Below are 836 nucleotides of genomic sequence, written 5' to 3' on the forward strand. Positions count from 1 at the left end.
TCCAACGCGCATGCGACGCTGGTGGCGCGCGATCCGGTCCCGGTGGTGCCCGAGAACGGCACCAAGGTCGCCTTCCTCACCTCCTTCGTGCCCGGCAAAGAGCCCATCGAGATGGTGACGAAGACCCTGGAAGCCGCCGTGCGCATCCGCCACCGCGGCCTGCTGCACGTCTGGCTCCTCGACGAAGGCGACGACCCCGAGGTCAAGGACGTCTGCCGCCGCCTGGGCGTCCACCACTTCACCCGCAAGGGCGTGGCCAAGTGGAACCAGCCCAAGGGCCCCCACCGCGCGAAGACCAAACACGGCAACTACAACGCCTGGCTCGACGCCCACGGCGACGACTACGACTACTTCGCCTCCGTCGACACCGACCACGTGCCGCTCCCCAACTACCTGGAGCGGATGCTCGGCTTCTTCCGCGACCCCGACATCGCCTTCGTCATCGGCCCCCAGGTCTACGGCAACTACGACACCGCCGTCACCAAGGCCGCCGAAAGCCAGCAGTTCCTCTTCCACGCCCTCATCCAGCGTGCGGGCAACGCCTACGGCGGCCCCATGTTCGTCGGCACCAGCAACGCCGTCCGCATCAAAGCCATCAAGGGCATCGGCGGCCTGTACGACTCCATCACCGAGGACATGGCCACCGGCTTCGAACTCCACCGCCACCGCAACCCCGCCACCGGCAGGAAATGGCGCTCGGTCTACACCCCCGACGTCCTGGCCGTCGGCGAAGGCCCCACCGCCTGGACCGACTTCTTCACCCAACAGCTCCGCTGGTCCCGCGGCACCTACGAGACCATCCTCAAACAGTTCTGGAAGGCCCCCTTCACCCTGCC

At 67.3% G+C, this 836-nt stretch carries 1 protein-coding gene; it reads left to right on the plus strand.

Translation table 11 applies throughout. The features are described 5' to 3' along the window. Positions 1–836 (plus strand): glycosyltransferase family 2 protein (locus ACTWQE_RS34130; RefSeq protein WP_443332967.1); only part of this gene is annotated, 836 nt, incomplete at both ends.

Source organism: Streptomyces sp. 8N706 (genome assembly GCF_052245415.1).
In the GTDB taxonomy this organism is placed as follows: Bacteria; Actinomycetota; Actinomycetes; order Streptomycetales; family Streptomycetaceae; genus Streptomyces.